This window comes from Paraburkholderia sediminicola (assembly GCF_902859805.1).
GTDB classification, from domain to species: domain Bacteria; phylum Pseudomonadota; class Gammaproteobacteria; order Burkholderiales; family Burkholderiaceae; genus Paraburkholderia; species Paraburkholderia sediminicola.
The window spans coordinates 1,542,078-1,562,220 of sequence record NZ_CADIKC010000001.1; the positions used below are offsets into that span (position 1 = coordinate 1,542,078).

Annotated in this window: 18 protein-coding genes; 10 read left to right on the forward strand and 8 right to left on the reverse strand. The window is 62.9% G+C overall.

The window, feature by feature from the left end; genetic code table 11:
- Window positions 1-12: 12 nt before the first annotated feature.
- The gene (locus R8871_RS06935; RefSeq protein WP_175049643.1) at window positions 13-933 is read right to left on the reverse strand and encodes an AraC family transcriptional regulator; all 921 of its coding nucleotides are present in this window, start codon (window positions 931-933) and stop codon (window positions 13-15) included.
- Window positions 934-1,094: 161 nt separating this feature from the next.
- On the opposite strand from R8871_RS06935, the gene R8871_RS06940 reads away from it, so the two are divergent.
- Window positions 1,095-1,994 (forward strand): DMT family transporter, encoded by a 900-nt coding sequence (locus R8871_RS06940; protein WP_175049644.1) that lies wholly within the window; start codon window positions 1,095-1,097, stop codon window positions 1,992-1,994.
- On the opposite strand, the gene R8871_RS06945 is transcribed toward R8871_RS06940, so the two are convergent.
- On the reverse strand, window positions 1,991-2,908 hold the full coding sequence (locus R8871_RS06945) for a LysR substrate-binding domain-containing protein (protein WP_175049645.1): 918 nt from the start codon (window positions 2,906-2,908) through the stop codon (window positions 1,991-1,993). The two genes, R8871_RS06940 and R8871_RS06945, sit on opposite strands and share 4 nt — an antisense overlap.
- A gap of 230 nt (window positions 2,909-3,138) precedes the next feature.
- Between R8871_RS06945 and R8871_RS06950 the strand changes: the two genes are divergently transcribed.
- The 4 genes from R8871_RS06950 to R8871_RS06965 all read left to right on the forward strand — a co-directional run bounded on the left by R8871_RS06950 (window position 3,139) and on the right by R8871_RS06965 (window position 7,034).
- Window positions 3,139-4,467 carry an MFS transporter gene (locus R8871_RS06950; protein WP_175049646.1) on the forward strand — a complete coding sequence of 443 codons (1,329 nt, stop codon included), beginning with the start codon at window positions 3,139-3,141 and terminating at the stop codon, window positions 4,465-4,467.
- Window positions 4,468-4,583: 116 nt separating this feature from the next.
- A complete protein-coding gene (locus R8871_RS06955) occupies window positions 4,584-5,843 on the forward strand; it encodes a CaiB/BaiF CoA transferase family protein (protein WP_175049647.1) in 1,260 nt (419 codons plus the stop codon).
- A 128-nt stretch (window positions 5,844-5,971) separates the two neighbouring features.
- Window positions 5,972-6,772, forward strand: a complete 801-nt coding sequence (gene scpB, locus R8871_RS06960; RefSeq protein WP_175049648.1) for a methylmalonyl-CoA decarboxylase — start codon at window positions 5,972-5,974, stop codon at window positions 6,770-6,772.
- 58 nt (window positions 6,773-6,830) lie between these two features.
- Complete coding sequence (locus tag R8871_RS06965) at window positions 6,831-7,034, forward strand: hypothetical protein (RefSeq protein WP_175049649.1); 204 nt, start codon at window positions 6,831-6,833, stop codon at window positions 7,032-7,034.
- A 264-nt stretch (window positions 7,035-7,298) separates the two neighbouring features.
- Here the strand turns inward: R8871_RS06965 and R8871_RS06970 are convergent, their stop codons facing one another.
- A complete protein-coding gene (locus R8871_RS06970) occupies window positions 7,299-8,720 on the reverse strand; it encodes an MFS transporter (RefSeq protein ID WP_175049650.1) in 1,422 nt (473 codons plus the stop codon).
- Window positions 8,721-8,847: 127 nt separating this feature from the next.
- On the opposite strand from R8871_RS06970, the gene R8871_RS06975 reads away from it, so the two are divergent.
- On the forward strand, window positions 8,848-9,717 hold the full coding sequence (locus R8871_RS06975) for a LysR family transcriptional regulator (RefSeq protein WP_175050026.1): 870 nt from the start codon (window positions 8,848-8,850) through the stop codon (window positions 9,715-9,717).
- Between the two features lie 43 nt (window positions 9,718-9,760).
- Here the strand turns inward: R8871_RS06975 and R8871_RS06980 are convergent, their stop codons facing one another.
- A complete protein-coding gene (locus tag R8871_RS06980; protein WP_175049651.1) occupies window positions 9,761-10,753 on the reverse strand; it encodes a LysR family transcriptional regulator in 993 nt (330 codons plus the stop codon).
- Window positions 10,750-12,177, reverse strand: coding sequence for an MFS transporter (locus R8871_RS06985; RefSeq protein ID WP_175049652.1), 1,428 nt, complete (start codon window positions 12,175-12,177; stop codon window positions 10,750-10,752). Before R8871_RS06985 ends, R8871_RS06980 begins: the two co-directional genes overlap by 4 nt.
- Window positions 12,178-12,242: 65 nt before the next feature.
- Here R8871_RS06985 and R8871_RS06990 point away from each other — a divergent pair, with 65 nt between their 5' ends.
- From R8871_RS06990 to R8871_RS07005, 4 genes are all read left to right on the forward strand, one after another.
- A complete protein-coding gene (locus R8871_RS06990; protein ID WP_175049653.1) occupies window positions 12,243-12,929 on the forward strand; it encodes a helix-turn-helix transcriptional regulator in 687 nt (228 codons plus the stop codon).
- Between the two features lie 217 nt (window positions 12,930-13,146).
- The gene (locus R8871_RS06995) at window positions 13,147-15,330 is read left to right on the forward strand and encodes an NHL repeat-containing protein (RefSeq protein WP_175049654.1); all 2,184 of its coding nucleotides are present in this window, start codon (window positions 13,147-13,149) and stop codon (window positions 15,328-15,330) included.
- 205 nt (window positions 15,331-15,535) lie between these two features.
- Window positions 15,536-15,793, forward strand: a complete 258-nt coding sequence (locus tag R8871_RS07000; protein WP_175049655.1) for a hypothetical protein — start codon at window positions 15,536-15,538, stop codon at window positions 15,791-15,793.
- A 119-nt stretch (window positions 15,794-15,912) separates the two neighbouring features.
- The gene (locus tag R8871_RS07005; RefSeq protein ID WP_175049656.1) at window positions 15,913-16,512 is read left to right on the forward strand and encodes a LysE family translocator; all 600 of its coding nucleotides are present in this window, start codon (window positions 15,913-15,915) and stop codon (window positions 16,510-16,512) included.
- 22 nt (window positions 16,513-16,534) lie between these two features.
- On the opposite strand, the gene R8871_RS07010 is transcribed toward R8871_RS07005, so the two are convergent.
- From R8871_RS07010 to R8871_RS07020, 3 genes are all read right to left on the reverse strand, one after another.
- Window positions 16,535-17,758, reverse strand: coding sequence for a winged helix-turn-helix domain-containing protein (locus R8871_RS07010; RefSeq protein ID WP_175049657.1), 1,224 nt, complete (start codon window positions 17,756-17,758; stop codon window positions 16,535-16,537).
- A gap of 200 nt (window positions 17,759-17,958) precedes the next feature.
- Window positions 17,959-18,237, reverse strand: coding sequence for a hypothetical protein (locus tag R8871_RS07015; RefSeq protein ID WP_175049658.1), 279 nt, complete (start codon window positions 18,235-18,237; stop codon window positions 17,959-17,961).
- A 151-nt stretch (window positions 18,238-18,388) separates the two neighbouring features.
- Window positions 18,389-20,101, reverse strand: a complete 1,713-nt coding sequence (locus R8871_RS07020) for an FAD-dependent oxidoreductase (RefSeq protein ID WP_175049659.1) — start codon at window positions 20,099-20,101, stop codon at window positions 18,389-18,391.
- Window positions 20,102-20,143 lie beyond the last annotated feature (42 nt).

A 20,143-nucleotide genomic window follows, 5' to 3' on the forward strand; every position in this document is an offset into this window, starting at 1 on the left:
GGCTGTCAGCCTTTATCCCGCGCCCACCACTTGCCGATACGCGGTCGGCGCCACGCCGACGCTTTCGCGAAAACGATGGCTGAAATGGCTGGCGTTCGCGTAGCCGCATTGTTCGGCGACTTGCGCGAGCGGCAGTCTCGTCGTGCGCAGAAGCGTTCGTGCGCGTTCGAGCCGTTGCTGCGCGATCCAGGCCGCCGGCGGTAGTCCGAGCGACGTGCGGAACATGCGCGCCAGATGAAACTCCGACAGCGCCGCGACACCGGCAAGCTCGCCGAGCGTGAGCGTCTGCTCGAGATGGTTTTCGATGTAGTCGCGCAAGCGCCGCCGGGTCGCAACCGACAGACCGCCCTTGAGCGACGTATCCGTGCGACGCACACCTTGAGCGCGCAGCAGCAGACTCAACACCTCGTGCGCGGTCTCATTGGTCCGCAGCAGGCCATCAGGATCCTGCCAGTCTTCATTCGCGAGCGACTGACACAATTGCGCGATGCGGGCGTCTTCGAAATAGGTCCGATCGGCCAGCGTCAGTTCGCGTGGCTCGCGATCGAGTTCCTGCACCGCGCGCTGCGTAAAGTGTTCGGGCAGGAAGTAAAGATGCATGAAATGCATATGCCCGCGAACCCACCAGCGCGACTCATGCTCGCCGGGCAACGCGCAGAGCCGCGACGGTGCGCCGTAGCGCCCGGGCATTTTCTGACGCTCGGTGCGATAGCCACCGTCCAGATAGCACGACAGCGTGTGATGGCCGGGGCGGTCATAGACGGTCTCGGCTTCCTCGGTGTCGCGGGTCCAGACGGCAATGGCAAGCCGGTCGCCGAGCCACGCGAAGCGTTCGAGGTTCGCGTTGGCGCTCTGCAGCGTGTGGCAGACCGACTGAAGGCCGAACGGCGTTTCGGTGGAGTCGATCACAGTGGCGGGCGGTCTGGCGTTCACGGAACGAGCGGGATGCATTCGATGACAGGGTAAGCGTCAGTATAGGGCGAGCGATTGCCGGCCGCTCGAGCCTCCGAAAAAGTGCGCAATCCTGGACAAGTGCCACCGCCGACGCTGCAGCATAGTTGGGTTTCCGCTTTTTCGCTGCTGCAGGCACTGCCATGAACCTTTCGCTCTATGCCATCACCGTGCTGATCTGGGGCACCACGTGGATTGCCATCAAGTGGCAACTGGGCGCGGTGCCGCCGCCCGTGTCGATTGCGTGGCGTTTCTGGATCGCAGCGCTGGTGCTGTTCGCGTTGCTGCGCATCATGCGCCGGCCCATCTGGCCGCCGCGCGCCGCATGGCGCTTCCTCGCCGCGCAAGGTCTGGCGCTCTTCTGTCTGAACTTTCTGTGCTTCTACTATGCCGAGCAGGTGGTGCCGAGTGGCCTCGTCGCGGTGGTGTTTTCCACCGCGCCGCTGCTGAATTCGATCAACGGCCGGCTTTTTATGGGACGTCCTTTGCAGCCGTCGGCGATTGCCGGGGCGGCGTTGGGGCTCGTCGGCATCGTGTGCCTGTTCGTCCAGCAGATGGCGGGACACCTGGGCGACCACACGGTATGGCTGGGACTCGCGATCGCGTTTCTTGGCACCTTGTGCTTTTCAGCGGGCAATCTGTTGTCGAGCCGGATGCAGTCGATGGGCTTGCACCCGTTCGCCACCAATAGCTGGGCCATGCTGATCGGCGCCGGCATTTTGACGGTGGGAAGCGCGCTGGCCGGATTTTCGTTCTCTATCGAACCCGACGCGCGCTATCTCGGCGCGCTCGCCTATCTGGCGATCTTCGGCTCGGTGATCGGCTTTACTGCGTACCTGATGCTGGTCGGGCGCATCGGACCGGAGCGGGCCGCCTACTGCACCGTGCTGTTTCCGATTGTGGCGCTGGCGGCGTCGACGGTATTCGAGGGCTACCAATGGTCCGCGTTGGCGGTGCTTGGGCTTCTGCTAGTGGTGGCGGGGAATCTGGTGGCGTTCGATCTCACGCGGCGGCTCTTTGTGCGTCGGGTGAGGGCATCCTAATCCGCGGCTGCCCACTCCGGCCGCTTCCCCATGCTGTCGAACAGTTCGAGTATCGTCGCCTTGACCTTCTGCACGGCATTGCTGAGCAAGGCCGTGTCGTGCCAGCAGAGTGACAGATCGCGTGAGAACAACCGGTGATCGACCTTGGCAAGCTTGAGCTTGTGCTCATCGAGTTCGACGTGAGCGGCCGTCCACGGCAGGATCGTCACGCCCAGCTTTGCCATCACCGCCGCGAATAGCAACGCGGTGGAACTGGCCTCGAACAGAATCTCGCATGGCAGTCCGGCTTCGCGCAGCGCCCACTCGACGCGGCTGCGAATCGTATTCGGTGCGCTTGGCAGGATCAGCGGCATGCGCGCGAGTTCGGCGATCGACACGGGCTCGCGCGGCATCTGAAACTCCGGCCACGCAATCAGATAGAGCGCTTCGGCGAGCAGCTTTTGCGAGGCCACCCCGCGCGTTTCGACCGCGTCCACCACGACGGCCAGATCCACCCGCCCGCTACCGATCAGACTGCCGAGTTCCGCGCTCGGTGCTTCGAGCAACTCCAGCGCGATGCCGGGATAACGGTCGCGGATCGTACGTGCAAGCGGGATCGCCACCATCCGCGCCGTGCTCGACGGCATGGCGACCGACACTCGGCCCTGCGGCAACTCGGCGTCCTGGCGCAGGAGTTCGCGCGTGCTGTCGGCCTGCCGCAGCAACTCGATCGCATGCCGGTACAGCGTTTGCCCGGCTGCAGTGGGCGCCACGCCTTGCACGCTGCGCTCGAGCAACTGCATCCCCAGATCGCGCTCCAGATTGCGCATCTGCTGGCTGATCGCGGGCTGCGCGATATGCAGCGCCTCGCTCGCGCGGGTGACGTTGCCGCACTCCACCACTTTGACGAAATACCGCAGTTGCCGCAGGTCCATGCGCGTCGCTCGCTCCCTCTTCCCATAACGAAATCCGATTGAGCTAGAGAAATATCATATTTTTCGATTATCGAGCGCGTTCTTATACTCAAGCCACAAAAAAACCGAAGCGTGCCCAGCGTGAGCTGTCCGGCACCGCTTCAAAAGGGCCGGCTGTTGCCGGCAGCAACCAGGTTGCATGGGACCAGAGCGCACTGAAGTGCGAACTCTGGTCGACACAGGAGACAAGCATGTCCAAAGCGATCGCTGCATCGACAGCCGGGCTCAAGCCCAGGCGCACGCCCCTCACCCGCGAGCAGATCGGCGGCTTCTGGGCGGTTTACTCGGGATGGGTGCTGGACGGTGTGGATTCCGTGATCTACGCGCTGGTGCTCATTCCGGCGCTCACCGAGTTGCTGCCCGTCTCGGGCATTGCCGCGACGCCCGGCAATCTCGGCATGTACGGCTCGATCCTGTTCGCGCTGTTTCTGATCGGCTGGGGGCTGTCGTTCATCTGGGGGCCGCTCGCCGACCGCTTCGGACGGGTCAAGACGCTGGCCGCGAGCATCCTCATCTACTCGGTGTTCACCGGCGCCGCGGCGTTCGCACACAACGTCTGGGAGCTGGCCGCATTCCGGCTGATTGCCGGCATCGGCGTGGGCGGCGAATGGGCGCTGGCGGGTACCTATGTCGCCGAGAGCTGGCCGGAGGATCGCCGCAAAATGGGCGCGGGCTACTTGCAGACCGGTTACTACGTCGGATTCTTCCTTGCCGCGTTGCTGAACTATACGGTCGGCGCGACGTACGGCTGGCGCGCGATGTTCCTGTGCGGTCTTGCACCGGCCTTGCTGGCGATTTTCACGGTGCTCAAGGTGAAGGAGCCGGGGCAGTGGCGCAAGGCCACGCATGGCGCCGGTCAAACGAACGTCGCAGCGGCGGCCGGGCGCCGTCCGCTGATGGAGATATTCGCGCCGGCTTATCGACGTCGGACGTTGACCAGCGCGAGCCTTGTGGGCGTCGCGATCATCGGCTTGTGGGCCGGGTCAGTCTACGAAGCGAGCGCGGTTGTGACATTGGCGACGCGCGCCGGCATCGATCGCGTCGGCGCTGTGCGCCTTGCATCGATCGGGGCGGCGGTGCTGTCGGTCGGGACCATCCTCGGCTGTCTCGTCGCGCCGTGGCTGGCGGAACGGCTGGGGCGGCGCTCCGCACTCGGGGTGTACTTCGCCGGCATGGCGGTGTCGATCGTATTTGCATTCGGCTGGGTCTTTTATCTGCCGAACGGACTCAACCTGTTCATGGTGTCGCTGCTGTTCCTCGGTTTCTTCGGCGGCAATTTTGCGATCTTCTCGCTGTGGCTGCCGGAGCAATACCCGACCCGGATACGCGCTACCGCGTTTGCCTTCAATGCGTCGGTGGGCCGCCTGCTTGGCGCCGGTGTGAACTTCCTGCTGGCTGCCGCGATTCATTGGCAAGGTTCGCTCGGGCTGCCGATTGCGTGGACGGCGGCGGCTTTTGTGATTGGCCTGCTGATCTTGCCGTTTGCCGTCGAGACCCGTCATCAGACGTTGCCGGAATAGCGCCTCGTTGAGCGAATCGCTCGCGCTGCCGCCGTCTTTCGTTGGACGCGGCGGGTACGGCGCAAGCGCGTCACTTGGCGCTGTCCGCAATCGTCCTTAATTCGCTGGAGAAATGAATGCAAGCGTTACAAGGAATCAAGGTCGTCGAACTGAGCCGTGCGCTGTCGGGGCCGTTCTGCTCGATGGTGCTGGCCGATCTCGGCGCGGACGTCATCAAAATCGAACCGGGCCCGGGCGGCGACATGAGCCGAACCTGGGGACCGTTCGACCGGGGCGTGAGTACCTACTATCTATCGTGCAACCGCAACAAGCGCGGCGTATGCATCGACTTCCGCAACCCGGAAGGACTTGCCGCGATTCATCGGCTGATCGACGATGCCGACGTGGTGATCGAGAACTTCAAGCCTGGCACCATCGAGAGCATGGGACTCGGCTATGACGTGCTCAGCGCGCGCAATCCGCGGTTGGTGATGGGCAGCATCAACGCGTTTGGCGCCGATGGTCCGATGAGCGGCTGGCCCGGTTTCGACCAGATCGCACAGGGTTATTCCGGCCTGATGAGCCTGACCGGTTTCGCCGATGGCGACCCCACGCGCACTGGCACCGCGATCGGCGATCTGAGTTCCGGCATGTGGCTCGCGATGGCGATCCTGTCCGCGCTATTGGAGCGCGAGCGAACCGGACGTGGCCAGCATGTGAGCACGTCGTTGCTCGCAAGTCTCGTGGGGATGCTGAGCGTGCATGGCCAGCGCTACCTGAGCCTTGGCGACATTCCACGCCGTACCGGCAACGCGCATTCGGTGATTGCACCGTATGGCGTATTCGAAACCGCCGATGGTCCGCTCAACATCGCGCCGATTACGTCGGACATGTGGCTGCGCTTATGCCAATTGCTCGAGTTGCCCGCATTGCCGGACGATCCGCGCTTCGCGACCAACGAAGCCCGCGTCGCGCATCGCGATGAATTGAAGGTCGCGTTGGAAGCACGTTTGAAGACGCGCGGCAAACGGGAGTGGACCGAGTTGTTCATCGGCGTGGGCTTGCCTGCCGGCCCGATCAATACCCTGGACGAAGTGTTCGCCGACCCGCAAGTGCAGCATTGCCGATTGGTGGAAACGGTCGAGCATCCGACGCTCGGCGCGTTGCGCCAGGTCGTGACACCGGTGTCGAGTTCGGCGGTAACGGGCGAATCTTCGCGTCATGTTAGCCGTCATGCGCCGCCGGGCCTTGGCGAACATACTGTCGATGTATTGCGCGAGGCAGGTTTCGATGAGGCCGCGATTGAGGCGTTGATTGCTGCTAAAGCGGTGCATCAGCAGGGCGAATATTTGTCGCCGCAAAACGCTCGGGAACACGCGGCTGGCGTTACGCTATGAGCGCCGGCACAAACCGCGAAAAAGGGCGAGAGGGGCGCGCACCAAGCGCGTTGCGCAATTGGAATACGCTGTAGGAATTGCGAAATGAGCGGGCCACAAACTTTGGAACATGCAGCAGGGGTCACACAATGAACACACCGAACGCATCGCCGTTTTCGGTAACGGTGGATATCGTGGATGAGCGGATCGCACGTTTGACGTTCAGTCATCCTACTCGCCGGAATGCCCTCAGCGCGGAGTTGTTGCACGCGCTCGACTCACGCCTTGTCGATCTCGCGGCACAGCGCATACCGGTCGTGATACTTGGCAGCGGCGTCGGGCAGGACGTCTGGAGCGCGGGCCACGACCTTGGAGAGTTGGCGGATGACCGCGATCCGATTGCCTACGGCAAGCCACTGGAACAGACCTTGCGCCGCGTGCGTGCTTACCCGGGCGTAGTGATCGCGATGGTATCGGGCTCAGCATGGGGTGGCGCCGTCGATCTGGCGATGAGTTGCGACCTCGTTATCGCCGACGAAAGCGCGCGCTTCGCGATGACGCCGGCGAACATCGGCTTGCCCTATACGACCAGCGGCCTGCTGCGTTTCTTCAACAACTTGCCGATTCACGTATTGAAGGAGATGTTCTTCAGCGCGCAGCCACTCGATGCCGCGCGCGCCGAGCGCTTCGGCGTAATCAACCGCCTGGTCGACAGCGACAAACTGGAAGCAACGGCGCTTGAAATGGCGCGCGGAATCGCAAGCAAGGCACCCTTGGCGATTCAGGCCGTGAAGGAACAACTGCGGATACTGGAAGACCTGCAACCCATGCCTGTGCAAGCGATGGAACAGATTGCCGAGCTGCGTCGGCAGGCGTGCGAGAGTGCAGACTTTAGCGAAGGGCTGGCGGCGTTTTCGGAGAGACGGCCCCCGAAGTTCAGTGGTAAATGAACAAGGCGTTCACCCGAGCGAACGATGTTGTTCGAGAGAAGCGATTCAAGCACCGGTGATGTTCAGAGCGATCGAACCTGCACCACCAGCACCAAAGGTGAGTCTTTCCGGGAGTAAAAAACAAACGAAAGACACCATCGGTGAGCTTTTCCGGGAGCAAGAAAAGCAAGAAAAGCAAGAAAAGCAAGAGGAGCACGAAACACGCAACCGCAAGCCCTTCACCGCCAACCCACGTGCGCCAAAACGCAGTGAGTGGTTTTAAGAAGTACTCTTCGGCGCGCGCAGCGCCGCCGGAAGTATGACGCCCTTGTCACTGGCGTATGCAGATGCACGAACCCAGATTCCAGATGCACCACTACCCGCAGCAGACCACGGCGCCCACTTAGCATTAGCGGTGTGAGCCGCTTTCTTTGCTTATCTTTCTTTGCGGCGGCAAAGAAAGTAAGTGCCGCCCCGCACAGGGGCAACACTAATAGACCACTAACAAAACAAGGAAAGGCACAAACCCCAGATCAAAAACAAAACCTCAACGCCCCGCACGAACAACCCTAGGCGCACACGCCGCCAACCCCGCCGCACCCGCATACGTCACAAGCCCGATCGCCGCAACCCACCACAACGCAGTCGCCACATGCGGCGCCAAAATCGTCGCGGCCCCCGCCATGGCGACCCCGACAAGCCCCCCCGCCTGCCGCAACGCGTTCAACAACCCTGACGCCACACCAGCCAACTCACCAGGCACCTGTTCCAACACAGTTGAAATCATCGGCGGCACCGACAACGCCGTCCCACCCCCAAACATCACCATGGCTGCATAAGTAAAAACCCACGGCGCGCGCCATTCCAGACTCATTGCCATCGCAGGCACCGCAACAGCAGCCAGCACGAGCCCCGTAGTCATAAACTGCGTCGCAGTAAACCGCCCATGCAACCTGCCCACCACCACATTCCCGATCGACAAACTCCCTGCAAGCGGCAAAAGCGTAAGCCCAATCTCCCTCGCGTTAAACCCAAACTCGCCATGCAGATAAAGACTCAACTCAAACAACAATCCAAAGTAGCCAACATAAACGAGCGTCCCCATAGCGTTCATCGTCACGAACATCCGATTACGGAACCATTCAACCGGCACCATCGGATGCTGCGCACGCCGCTCGACAACAACAAGCGTCAGCGCAGCCAGTGCGGCAAGCAACGCCGCAACCCACACTTCGCGCGCAGCGATCCCACGTGACGGCAACTCAATCGCCGCATAACAGAGCGCGCCCAATGCGACGATGCTCGCCAACTGCCCACCCCAATCGAAATGACGCCCAACGCTACGCGTCGAATGACGCACCACGACCCATGCGCCCGCGAACGCAGCCAGCCCGGTCGGTACGTTGATCAGAAACGCACTGCGCCAGCCAAACCCCTGCACGAGGAGGCCGCCCAACACCGGCCCGATCGCCGCCGCGACCGACGCAATCCCTGCCCACGTCGCGATGGCGCGTCCACGCTCGACGGGGTCGTCGAACGTGCTGCGCACGATGGCGAGTGACGCCGGCAGGAACAACGCTGCACCGCTGCCCTGCACGAAGCGCGCGACCACCAGTGCGCCGACGTTCGGCGCCAGTCCGCAAGCCGCCGAGGCCGCGACGAACAATGCGAGGCCCCACAGATACACCGCCTTCGCGCCGAAACGGTCTGACGCGACGCCGCCCGCGAGGATCAACGCGGCAAAGCTCAGCGTGTACGCATCGACGATCCACGCGAGACCGCCCACGGACGCCCCCAGGCTGACGTGCATCGCAGGCAGGGCGACGTTGACGATGGTGGTGTCGAGCACGGCCATGAACATGCCGCTTGCCACCAGCGCGAGCGTCAGGCGCGGACGCTTGGCGATCCGCACCGTGTCGGCAAGCTCGAGCTCGGTGGGCAGCGATTGTTCAGCGGTGCATTCGGTCATTACACGTCCCTAGGCTAGAACCGAAATCGGTTTGATCGACGAAGTCTAGTCACATACGTGAATGCAATAAAGCAGTGATTGCGCATGTGTATGATGCAAATATGCATGACGGACGGCGCAGCCAATGATCAACTGGGACAACGCACGATTTTTTCTCGCCGTGGCGCGTACGGGCACGCTGCGCGGCGCAGCGGCGCAACTCGATGTCGATCAGGCGACGGTCGGCCGGCGGATCGCCGCGCTGGAAGAAACGCTTTCGGCGACGCTGTTTCTGCGCACCCCCGCCTTGTTCGTGCTGACGCCTGCCGGCGAAGCCCTTCTCGGGGCGGCCGAGACGATGGAGCTGGCCGCCTTGTCGATCGAACGGCGCATTGCGGGACTCGACGATCAACTGGCCGGCACGATCCGCGTCGCCACGACGGATTCACTCGGCAAACGCTTCGTGGTGCCGGCCATTGCCAAAGTGCGGCGTGCGCATCCGGGCATCGAGATTGTCTGTGTGACGTCCGCGCAGATCGCCAATCTGACGCGGCGCGAAGCCGATGTGGCAATCCGCACGCTGCGGCCCGATGCACCCGACCTGATCGCGCGCAAGCTCGCGCAACTGGAGATGGGTATTTACGCGTCGCACGAATACATCGCGGCACGCGGCGAGCCGCGCGAAGGCGAGGCGTTCGATGGACACGATCTGGTGATGTATCAACAGTCGGTCTCGCCGTCGATGCGGGCGGCGTTGTGCGGCGAGCCGACTTCGCGTGGGCGTCTCGTGTTCCAGACGCAATCTACCGCGATGCTGTTCGAGGCGGTCCTTGCCGGCTTCGGTATCGCCGAACTGCCGTGTTTCCGCGCGGATTACGAACCGGAGCTGATGCGCGTGATGCCGCATCGCACGGAGCCATTCGATGTCTGGTTGGTCGCGCACGCCGATCTCTACAAGACCGCGCGAATGCAGGTGCTGATTGCGGCGGTGGCGGAAGAATTCGCGCAAGCGCGTTGAGGCGCGCTAGTGCGCGTCAATCCGCATTCGCACGTCGCTGCGTTTAGTGCGACGCCGTATTGAGTTCGTTCAGACATTGCGTATCCAGCACCGGCCACAACGGCGGATCGGCCAGCGACGGCGCTGCCTTGACCATTCCCGGCGCGTTGTCGAACACATCGGCGAGCCAGTCGACAAAGGCTCGCACGCGCGGCGAAATCTGCCGGCTTTTCACATACGTCACTGAGACGGCGACCGGCGTCGGCTTGCATTTCGGCAGGACCTCGATCAACTGTCCGGATGCAAGGTACGGCGCAGCGGCGGCGCGTCCAGGCTGAATCAGTCCCAGGCCTTCGAGCCCGCACGCGAGATACGTGTGTTCGTCGCTCACCTGAATGAAGCCGTCTACTTTGACCTTGCTCGTCCGCGCCGCCACGCTGAAGTCGAAGTCCACGCGCCGGCTGGTTTGCGTCGACAGCCAGTTCACCGCGACGTGATCTGAGAGATCGTCCAGGTGACGCGGTTCGCCGTACCGCGCGAGATACGCCGGGCTGGCGCAGGTGACGCGTTCGAGCAACCCAAGGCCGCGCGCGAGCAGCCGGGAATCGGGCAACTCGCCGAGCTCGATGCTGCAATCCACGCTCTCGCCGACCAGATCGAGCGTGCGCTGACCCACGCCGAGCGCCAGTTCGACATGCGGATGCAGCGCACGAAACGAGGCCAGAGCCGGCACCACGATCGACGCGGCGATCATGCCCGGGATCGCGACGCGTAGGCGGCCGCGCAAATTCTCCGGGCGGTTGAACAGACCCGATTCGACTTCCTCGATCGCGGCGAGAATTTGCGCGCAGCGTTCGTAGTACGCGGCGCCTTCCGCGGTCAGCGTGACCTTGCGCGTGGTGCGCACCAGCAGCTGCACGCCAAGCAGGGATTCAAGCGCCTGCACGGTGGTGGTTGCGGTGGCGCGCGGAATCTCAAGCGATTCGGCGGCGCGCGTGAAGCTGCTGGCATCGACGATCCGCACGAAGATCCGCATAGCTTGCACTCGATCTATCACAATGCTTCTCCGATAAGGCGCGGGTTGTGGCGGGTCAGCCCGGCTGCGAGCAGGGGCGCGAACGCGAACGTCGCGAACAGCCAGAGCGCGGTATGTTGCGCGCCGGGCAACGGGGCGAGGGCCGTGAGGCCGGCGCCGTTCGCGACGAGCCCCGCGAGCGCCGAGCCGAACGCCATCGCGAACAGTTGAATGGTGGTGATCGAGAGCGACGCGAGATTTTCTTCGCCCGGCTGCGCGGCGGTGAACACGCGAGTAAGCAGATGCGGCCAGCCGATCCCGACACCCAGCCCGACGCTCGCGAGCGCTGCGCACAATGCGGCCGTGCCCGGCAAGCCGTCGAACAAACCTGCTATCGGCATCAGCCATGCGAGTGCGGCGAGTCCAAGCGCAGCCACCACCGGACCCGCGCGGCTCAAGCGCTGAGCAGCGATGGTAGAGCGGCCGGCGCTGAACATCGAGCCGACCGACCAACCGGCCGCCATCAATGCGGTGAGATAGCCGGCGGCGAGCGGCGAACGTCCGTGGATCGTCTGCAAGAAATATGGCACGAAGATTTCACTGGTCACACCGATGCCGAGCAGACTCATGCAGGCGTAGATGCGCCCGATCCGCGTGCGAATCGAAAACGAACCGCTCGGCAACAAGCGCGTGCGGGCGTCGCTGCGTTCGAGTCTCGCAAGCAGCCAGACGAAGCCGAGGCCGGCGATAACGCCGAGTGCGTTCCAGCGCATGTTGTCGGTTAGCGCGGCGAGCGAAATCACCAGGACTGACGCGCCGAGCAAGCTGACCTTGAGTAACGGGATCGGTTGAGCCGTTTCACCGTGGGTGCGTTTGTCATCGACCTCGCGATTCACGATCACGGCGAGCAGCAGCACGACCGGCAGCAACACCCAGAACGCCAACCGCCAGTCGCCGAGCTGCGCAAAGATGCCGCCGACCGCCGGCCCGCATAACGTCGCAACGCCCCACATGCCCGACACCAGTCCCATCGCGCGTGGCCACAGGCGCTCTTCGAACACCACGCGAATCAGCGCGTAGCTCAGCGCGAGCAGAATGCCGCCGCCGAAACCTTGCAACGTGCGACCGGCCAGCATCCATAGCATGGAAGGTGCAGTCGCGCACACGACGGTGCCGAGCGCGAACACCGCCAGCGCGCTGAAGTACGCGGAGCGCGCGCCGAGCACCGCAAGCAGGCGCACCGATAACACGGAGCCGAGAATCGACGCGACCACGAACAAGGTGGTGTTCCACGCATACAGTTCGAGCCCGCCGATGTCATGCACGACCGACGGCAGAATCGTCGTCGCCACATACACGTTGGTGGCATGCAGCGCGACCCCGCCCGCGAGACCCAACGCCCGCCAGCCGTTACTGCCGCTGAGCAGATCGCTCCATGCCGGTACATCCGATTGCAGATTTTTCATGTCATGGACAGCCGTGCGAGGCTGGCTTATTATGCAAGTATTGGCTTGGATAATAATGCGCTCCGATGAGATATGCAAATGAAAGCTTGGAAAATTCACCGGCTCTTACGCAAGCCGCGTCAGCGGCTGCGCCGGTGGATCGCATACTGAATCTGTTGAAGACGCAGGGGTCTTTGTCGACGGCGTCGATTGCGGGCGAACTCGGCATCACGGTCGAGGCCGCGCGGCAGCAGATCCAGAAGCTGCTGACAGGTGGCTTGATCGAAGGGCGCCAGGCGTCGCAAGCGGGGCCTGGGCGGCCGGGTCAAAGCTGGGGTTTGACGGAAGCGGGCAACGCACGCTTTCCGGATACGCATCCGCAATTGACCGTGCAATTGCTTGGCTCGATCCGTCAGCTATTCGGCGAAGAGGGGCTCGACAAATTGATCGATCAGCGCGCAGTTGAAACGCGCGCGAACTATCTCGCGGCGCTCAAGCCGATCAAGAGCCTCAAGGCGCGGCTGACCAGGCTCGCGGAGATTCGCAGCGCCGAAGGCTATATGGCCGAGTTGCAGAAAGACGGGCGCGACTGGCTTCTGCTCGAGAACCACTGTCCGATCTGCGCGGCGGCGCGCACTTGCCAGGGCTTTTGCCGCACAGAGTTGCAACTGTTTGCGGAGATCGTCGGCGAGGAAGGATCGATTGAGCGAGAGGAGCATGTGCTCGCCGGCGCGCGACGGTGTGCCTATCGCGTGAGGCTCAAAAGCAAATAGCGCTGTATTGTGCAGTGCATGTTTATGCGCTTCGAATTGTTTAGGCGATTAACTGCTTATCGCGAATTTTTTGCGAATAAATTTCCGCTTTTTCCGTGCGAGGATAAAACGCCAACAACGTTCACGTATGTGCGATCGCTAGTCGATCCGCATACACGCGATAGCGCGCCGGACACGCCGGCCGGGCGTGCTTCGCATCTCGCAAGGAAAACCCGTCGTGAAATTCTCGTCTCGCCTTGGCGTGGCAGTTCTTGTCGTCCATAGTCTCCTTCCTCTCAGCGCATCCGCGCAATCGCAACTCACCTACACCACGTCGTGGATCGGCAATAGCTTTGGTTTCGGCGATGGCAAGTGGATGCAGCAGGACATTCAGGCCATCAGCGTCGGTGCCGATGGCACCGTTTATACCAACGCCCCCTGGGATGAAAGCGGTAGCGAAATCGCCGCGTACCGTGCGGGCGACAAGATCGCCGTGGCCGGTTCGACGCATGGCTGGGGCGCCGCCGGCGGCGATGCGGTCGCGACGAACCACACCTACCTGTACGCGGCGATGTCGATCGGCAACGAGAACAATGGACTTGTCGGCGCGGACTATCCGCCAGCCAATCAGACATGGTTCGGTGTGACGCGCCGCACGCTCGCGAATCTGGCAAACGGCGCGCCTTTCACGGGCGGCATCGGCAATAGCGCCAACGCGACGAAGAACAGCTTCCTGCCGCTGAACACGGTGACGACCGGTACCGATGCGGGCGTTCGCGGCATGGCTGCCACTGATACGGAACTGTATGTCGCGGATACCATCAACAGCCGCATCCTTGTGTTCGACGCGGCCTCGATGCAGCGTTTGCGCTCGTGGAATGTGCCTTCGCCAGGACGCATCGCTATCGACACGGATTCGACGTTGTGGGTGATGAGCGGTGTTTCGTCCGGAAACCTAAGCATTCTTCACTACGCCGCCAACGGCACCGCGCTTTCCGGTACCTTGACGCTGCCTGCCGGCGCAGTGCCAACCGACGTTGCGATTACACCTTCCGGACAAATCCTTGTCGCCGACAACGGACCGTCGCAGCAGATCCTCGTCTACAACAAGGACGCCAACGGTCAGCCGCAAGCTGCCGCTTCGATCGGCACACGTAACGGCATCTTTCACGCGGTTAAGGGCGTGCCGGGCAACTGGCGCTTCAACGGCATCACGGGCATCGGTCTCGATCCGGCGGGCAACCTGTACGTCGCGCAGAACGGCGAAGGGCCGCGGCCACTCGGCTCGGCATCGGTCGGTCAAGGTGCGGTGCTCGAGAGCTATGGGTACAGCACGCATGCACTCAACTGGCGCCTGTATGGACTGACTTTCGTCGATAGCGCCGCCTTCGATCCGGCAACGCCGAATTCCGTCTACACGGGCTCGAAGCGCTTCACGCTCGATTACAGCCAACCGGTCGGCCACGAATGGTCGTATGCGGGCTTCACGCTCGACCGCTTCGACTATCCCGACGACCCCGCCTTTCACGAACCGCGCGGTGTACGCGGCGAGCCGATGGTGCGGCGAATCAACGGGCTGCCGTTTCTCTATACGCTCGATTCTGGCGCGCATTATCTGAACGTTTATCGCTTCGATGCTGCGCACGCGGAGATGGCGATTCCGTCCGGCTTGCTGGCGCAAAATCCACTGCCGGGCACGTGGCCCGCAGCGCAGCCCACCTACGGCGAATGGTTATGGCGCGATAGCAATGGCAACGGCACTGTCGACGCCAGCGAGATCAGCAGCAATCCATCAACGGGCAGCACGGTCGGCAACGGTTTCTGGTGGGTCGATACGCCCGGCAACGTGTGGCTCGCCACACCGACGAGCGGCATTCGCGAGATGCCGCTGCAAGGTCTAGACTCGGCCGGCAATCCGATCTACACGTATGCGAGCTCGAAGATGTTCGCGATGCCGCAACCGTTCACGCGGATCGCGCGGATCGTCTACATCGCCGAGACCGACACGATGTATATATCGGGCTTTACCAGCGCGATCCCGTGGGATTCGACGCACTGGAAAGAGGCCGGCCCGGTGCTTGCGCGCTATGACAACTGGAGTTCCGGCACACCGACACAGCAATACACGGTCTCCTTGCCGTGGAACACGCAAACCAGTCCGCAGACGACGACGGTCGGCGTCGCGGTGGCGGGCAACTATGTCTTCATCGCCGAGTTGTACACCGCGAAGGTGGACGTGTACGACGCGCGCACGGGCCAGGCGGTCGGTTATATGACGCCGGGCGCGAGCGTCGGCAATACCACCGGCTGGGTGGATGTCTATCTCGGCATCAGCGCGGTGCAGCGCGCCAATGGCGAATACGTCGTTCTGCTGGAAGACGACGCGCGCGCAAAAATCCTGATGTATCGGTGGACGCCTTGACATGAATCACGCGGATCGCGCTGAGTCCGAGCACGAATAGACGCCAGCGCACGATCGGTATATAACAACGTGAAAGGATGACTTTGTTCAATGACGTGTGGGGCTGGAGTAAGAGCTTTGCATGGGACCGGAGTAAGAGCTGCAGCGCGAACTCCGGATCGACAGCTAAAGCGCTAACTCCGGATCGACAGGGAGAAGTTTGATCATGACGCAAGACGTAACGCCTCAGCCGCCCTCGGGCGACCGGCCTGATCTGGAACACCTCGACGCAGCGCTGAGTCACGTGGACCAGCAGGTGTCGTCCGGCAGCATTGCTTCCGGTGCCGCAAAGGGCATTCTGTATAGCCTGATCGAAACGCTTGGCGCGTTCGTCGGCGATCCCGATTTGCCGGAGCACGCGCGTTCGGGTTACGAGGGGCTGCTGGAAGCCGCTCGCGAATTGCGCGCGAAGCTGGACCACTGAAGGGGAATTGCGCGCCGCCTGCGGGCGGTGTGGTTCGCCCTTACGAATCGCCGTTGTATTTCGGCGGCGCGGATCTCTGTGATAAAAAGGCGCATTGTTTTCAACATTGCGCCTTTTTTATGCTTTCCACGTCCGCTATCGCGTTGCTGGCCATCGGCATTATCGTTGTGCTGATTACGCCGGGTCCGACCAATACGTTGCTTGCGGCTGCTGGTTTGCGTCAGGGCGTGCGTCGTTCTTTGCCGCTGATAGCCGCCGAACTCGCCGGCTATCTTCTGTCGATTTCTGTGTGGGGACATTTTCTCGCACAAGCCGCGCACGCGCTGCCGTGGTTGCCGTCGCTGCTACGCGTGGCGGCCGGCGTGTACATCGCATATCTCGCCGTCGATATGTGGCGCGCGGCAGTGGCTTTGCCCGATTCGACGCAGCGGGCGAGCGGCATGCGCACGCTATTCGTGGCGACGCTGCTCAATCCGAAAGGCCTGTTGTTCGCCGGTACGATCTTTCCCGCCGTCGCGTTCGCGCATCTACCTGCGTATGCCACGGCGATGCTGATGTTCGCCTGTCTGCTGGTGCCGATCGCGCTTGCATGGATCGCGTTCGGCGCGGCGCTCGGCAGCGGCAAACTCACCTGGCTGAATCCGGTGAAAATGCAGCGCGGCGCGTCGATCGTGCTGGGCGTGTTTTCCTTGTCGCTTGCGTGGGCGGCGTTGCATTAATTTCGCCCCGTGTGCCGCGAGCTTAAGCTTCCATGCGGCTGTCTACGCTCAACGCCTCGAGCCATTCCGGCGGCGCGGAGGTGATGTCTAGTTGCGGTGTGCCGTGCCAGTCCGCACAGCGTTGCAGAGCACGGCGCAGATCGCCGGCAAGCCTCGCACTCAGCCGCACGCCGGGTTCGATGTGCAGCGATTTCAGTTCGAACACGCCTGTGGTCCGATGCGCTTTCGCATCCACGCGGCCGACCAGGCGCCCCCGGCTCAACAGCGGCAACACAAAATAACCGTATTTGCGCTTCGCCGCCGGCGTATAGCATTCGATCGCATAGTCGAAGTCGAAGAGCGCGGCGGCGCGCTTGCGGTCCCACACTACCGGATCGAACGGCGACAGCACCGTGGTGACGGTTGACGCGAGCTTGCCGTTCGCTGCGTCGTCGATCATCGGAGCAAATTCGTGATGGACGAAGGTGTCCTGCTTCCAGCCTTCCACCTGAACCGGGATCAGCTCACCGCGATCGGCGAGCGCATGCAGTTCGTCGCGATAGGGGCGGCGCGGCAGCCGGTAGTAATCGGCGACCCAATCGGCCCGCACGACGCCGAGTGCGCGGCAGGTGCGCCGCAAGGCTTCCTCGGCGGCGGTTTCCCGCGGCGGCAGGTCGCGCGCGTCGTCCCAGTCCGGCAACACGCGTTCGGTCAGATCGTAGACGCGATGAAAATTGCGCCGCTCGGCCACCATCAATTGCCCGATGGCGAACAGCACTTCCAGATGGCGCTTTTCCGGCTTCCAGTCCCACCAGCCGTTGCCCTTGCCCGCCTCGCGTGCGAAGTCCGCTGAACGCACGGGGCCCGTTGCACGGATATGCGCGAGGAGTTTCTCGATGTCTTTGCGGTACTTCTTGTGCCATTCCGCCGCATATTTCCAGCCCATATCGCTCGGGTCGAGCATGCGATGGCGCAGCAGGCCGTAGTCTTCGATCGGGACGAAACAGGCTTCATGCGACCAGTATTCGAACAGCTTACCTTCGGCAAGATGCTCGTCGAGCCATTGCTGCGGATACGCGCCGAGCCGGCTGAACAGCACGAGATACGGACTGCGCGCAACGACGTGGATCGTGTCGATCTGCAATTGCGCCATGCGGCGAATCGCGTCGAGCACGTCGGCTTTGACGGCCTTGCGGCGCGGCGGTGTCAACAAACCTTGCGCGGCCAGATGCAGGGTGCGCGCGGCGGATAGCGGAAGAGTCTTCACGCGGGCGTCGGTCACGGGATTAGGAGCGGAAGCGAGGTCCGGTCTGGATCAGCAGCCGCTACTTTAGCGCGAATGCGGCAGACGAATCGGCGTGGGATGCAACCGGAGAATGGCAGCGCGGGAGGCGCGGTGGGTGTAATGACAACGGCGCCGCAACTCCGCAACGTGGCCCAACGGACACCAGCGGATACCAACGGACATTACCAGTCGCGCCTGTGGTGCTTATCCCAGCCGCGATGGCGGCCATGGTCATGCCGCTCGCGATACCCGCGGTAGTAATCGCCGCGATACCCATAGCCATACACCGGTTGCACCGGCGCATAGACGACCGGAGGGGGCGCATAGACCACGGGCGGCTGGGCGTAAATGGGGCCGGGGGTGTTGACGAACACGCCGACGTCTACCCGAGCCGAGGCAGAGGTCGATGCGCAGGCGGCGGCAAGGCTGAAGGCGGCGAAAACCATCGCACGTTGGATCATGCTTGTCTCCTCTGGTCACATGCAAGATTGCGGTCGAAAGAGTCAGCCATTCGCTGTCGAATAGCTGACGACAATCTTACGAGACAGAAAGAAAAGCAGGTGCAACCAGTTGAAGGCGTGTGTAACAGCAGATTACCCAAGGGAAAGGGGCTCAGGCCCCCAAAGCGACCGCCTCCCCCGCCGAAACGGCCAGCAGCTGATGGATCTGCGCAACTACCGCCGCACCTTCTCCAACCGCCGCCGCGACGCGTTTCGTCGACCCGGCGCGCGCGTCGCCGATCGCATACACGCCTTCGACCGTTGTAGCGAGATCGCAGACGGAGGCGCCGTCCACGCCGGCCCCGGTCAGCACAAAGCCCTTGTCGTCCAGTTGCACGCCGCAGGTGCGCAGCCAGTCGGTATTCGGATCAGCGCCGGTGAACAGGAACAGATGCCGCGTATCGAGGCTTGCGGTGCCATCCGGTAACGGCTTCTTCAACACGACCGATGACAACCCGATGTCGTCCGCCTCGAGCCGGCCGACCTCCGAATGCGGATGCACGAATACATTCGGCAGTGAACGGATGCGGTCGATCAGATAGCGCGACATGGTGGCTTCAAAGCCGCCCCGGCGGATCAGCACATGGACCTTGGCCGCGTGGGTCGCCAGATAGACGATCGCCTGGCCCGCCGAATTGCCGCCGCCCACCAGCACGATCTCCTGGCGTTTGCACAGCTTGGCCTCGACCGGCGACGCCCAGTAATACACGCCGCGCCCATCGAAACGGTCGAGCCCTTCGAGCGCGGGGCGCCGGTAGACCGCGCCGCTCGCGATCACGATGGTGCGGGCCGTGATCTTGCCGCCGCACTTGAGTTCCAGCCGGTACGGCGATTCCGCGCAATGCAACGCCTTGACGTGGACCGGAATCGCCACGTGCGCGCCGAATTTCTGCGCCTGCACGAACGCGCGGCCCGCCAGCGCCTGGCCGGAGATACCGGTCGGAAAGCCGAGATAGTTTTCGATCCGCGAACTGGCGCCTGCCTGGCCGCCTGGCGCACGGCTGTCGAGCACGATGACCGAGAGGCCTTCGGACGCCGCGTACACCGCGGTAGCGAGGCCGGCCGGACCTGCGCCGACGATCGCGACGTCGTACACATGCGAATCGTCGAGATCGGGCAGCAAGCCGAGGCAGGTGGCGAGTTCCGGCATGCTCGGATGACGCAGCACCGAGCCGTCCGGGCAGATCACCAGCGGCATGTCTTCTTTCTGCGCGGCGAATTGCTCGATCAGACGCAGCGCGTCTTCGTCGCGTTCGTCGATGACCGAGTGAGGATGGCCGTTGCGCGACAGGAAGCCTTGCAGCATGACGAGCCGTGCGTCGCTGCTGTTGCCGATCAGGATCGGACCACCCGCGCCCTTTTCGATCAGCGATACGCGCCGCAGGATCAGCGCCCGCATGATGCGCTCGCCCAGTTCGGCCTCGGCGACGATCAACGCGCGCAGCTTGTCCGGCGGAATCAGCAAAGCGTCGACCGGGGTGACGGCCATGCCGTTGACCAGCGCGGGCCGTCCGGACAACTGACCGACTTCAGCGAGAAAATGCTTGGCGCCGTGTTCCGCAATCAGAACCTCGCGCCCGATGCCATCGCGCTGATAAACCTTCACGCGCCCTTCCAGCAGCACGAACATGCCTGGGCCGGTGTAGCCGGTCTCGAACAGCAGCTCACCGGCTTCCCAGTGGCCCACTTCGCCGAACCGGCGCAGACGTTCGATTTCTGCGCACGTCAGTTCGGGGAACATCTGATGCATGCGCGTCGCAAGCGACGAAAACGGCGCGTCGGCGACGACGGCCTGTTGCCCTTCAACTTCTTGAGTCGACAGCATTGAACCGCTCCTTCTGTGTTCATCCTGAATGATCGACACGGG